Here is a 1,734-nt window from a genome sequence, read left to right on the forward strand (position 1 = left end):
GGAACGACGCGACGACATTCACGAAGCCTTCCTCGGCCTCGCCACCTGCCTGATCACCCACCGCCACGTCCAACGCCTTTGTTAGGACCTCTAAGGAGAAGTCTGACCGCTCCCGCCCCAACCTCCATGCACTCCTGCGTAGTTCGCAGGGGCCGGCACTGCTCCCCAAAGGAGAAACCATGATCATCCTGGGCATCATTCTGCTCGTCATCGGCTTCGTCACCGGGATATCCATCCTGTGGACCATCGGGATCATCCTGGCGGTCGTCGGAGCCATCCTGTGGGCCCTCGGCACGATGGGACACGCCGTCGCCGGTCGACACCACTACTGGTAATCGCAGTCAGGCCCCGAGAAGGGAAGTGATCCGGGCTTACGGTCAAGGCCCAACGTGATCACACCTCCAGAGCATCGAGGGCGTGCTTGCCACCCCGCCACGCACGCTGGAATCAGAAAGCGCGCCCGTAGCACCGAAGCATTACGCCGACCAGGCAGCGACCGAACAAGTGAACCTGAAACCACGTCAACCCGCTCTGACCAGCTAGTCAGCCACTCCCGCACTGCGGGGGAACCTCAATCCCGCCGATCCGCTCTTGCCGTGGACCGCGCCGGCGGCGGCCTGCCATGCTCCACGCGGACAAGGGGTACGACTACGACTACCTGCGACGGTGGCTCCGCGGCCGGAACATCGTCCCGCGCTCGCGCGCAAGGGAATTGAGTCCCCGCAGCGGCTGGGCCGCCACCGTTGGACCGTGGAGCGGACGGTGGCCTGGCTGGCCGGGCGCCGTCGCATTCACCGTCGCTACGAGCGCAAAGCCGGACACTTCCTAGCTAGCCGGCGGATCTTGTCGTGGTCGTGGGCCTTGGCACTCCCATCAGCACGAGGCGGGGCCGGTCGCCCCAGGCCCTCGGGACAGGCCCTAGTCGGCGACCCTCGGTGGCGCCCCAAACTGGGGCCCGGTGAGGCAGTGGGAACCCGCGCCTCCACTCACCTGGCCCCAGCCCCATACATGGCGGCTCGACCAAGGAGTTGAACGCGTTCAAAATTGGTGAGAGCATGCTGGTCGGCCGGTCCCAGGAGGAGAGGCGATGGAAGGCGGACCAGTGCGTTCGGAGGAGACAGCAGGGGGGCGGGCCCCGGCCCGGCACTTGGCGGCACCCGCGCTGTGGGCGGTGGCGATCGGCATCAGTCCATGGCTTCCGGCCGCCGCCGGCGTCGAGGAGGACCTGAGTGGCGTGTCCGTCGTGTTGTCCATGGTGGCCTGCGGCGTTGTGGCCTCCCTGCTGCTGGGGGCGACCCTCGGACGTGCTCGCTCCTGGTCGTTGCTGGCGGCGTGCGCCGTCCTGGGCCCCGCTGTCTGGGTCTTCGACTTCGCCGCTCTCGGGGACCCCGATGTCCATTCCGACCCCGCTTTCGCCGTTCTCGGGATGGGGTTCCTCGGCTTCTGGGCCCTGGACGCCCCCCTGCTGGCGGGCGCGCTGGCCGGCCGGTTCTGCTGGTCGGCCACGCGCGGACCGGTCGCTCGGGCGGGGACCGGCTGCTCAGGCGGAGGCCGGCCGGTCGGGGACTAGGGTCCGTCTTCAAACGGATCTTGCCCAAAGCAGAAATGACGCGAGACTGACCGCTGACTCGTAGGAGGCGGCGGTCTTGTCGTATCTGGTGGCGATGCCACGGAAGCCTTTGAGCTGGTTGAAGCAGCGTTCGACGATGTTGCGTCGGCGGTAGATCTGCCGGT

3 protein-coding genes and 1 pseudogene are annotated in these 1,734 nt (G+C 67.5%); 3 read left to right on the forward strand and 1 reads right to left on the reverse strand.

Annotated elements, in window-relative coordinates; all coding sequences use genetic code 11:
* Nucleotides 1-179: 179 nt before the first annotated feature.
* The 3 genes and pseudogenes from ABZ915_RS48720 (at nt 180) to ABZ915_RS48730 (ending at nt 1,570) form a co-directional block, all read left to right on the forward strand.
* On the forward strand, nt 180-335 hold the full coding sequence (locus tag ABZ915_RS48720) for a DUF6131 family protein (RefSeq protein WP_361817931.1): 156 nt from the start codon (nt 180-182) through the stop codon (nt 333-335).
* Between the two features lie 236 nt (nt 336-571).
* A pseudogene (locus ABZ915_RS48725) lies at nt 572-813 on the forward strand (IS5/IS1182 family transposase); the annotation flags it as partial.
* Nucleotides 814-1,087: 274 nt separating this feature from the next.
* Complete coding sequence (locus tag ABZ915_RS48730; RefSeq protein WP_361817934.1) at nt 1,088-1,570, forward strand: hypothetical protein; 483 nt, start codon at nt 1,088-1,090, stop codon at nt 1,568-1,570.
* A 9-nt stretch (nt 1,571-1,579) separates the two neighbouring features.
* Here ABZ915_RS48730 and ABZ915_RS48735 read toward each other — a convergent pair.
* On the reverse strand, nt 1,580-1,734 hold a 155-nt coding region (locus ABZ915_RS48735; RefSeq protein ID WP_361817937.1), incomplete at its 5' end, for a transposase.

This window comes from Streptomyces sp. NPDC046915 (assembly GCF_040644935.1).
Classification (GTDB): domain Bacteria; phylum Actinomycetota; class Actinomycetes; order Streptomycetales; family Streptomycetaceae; genus Streptomyces.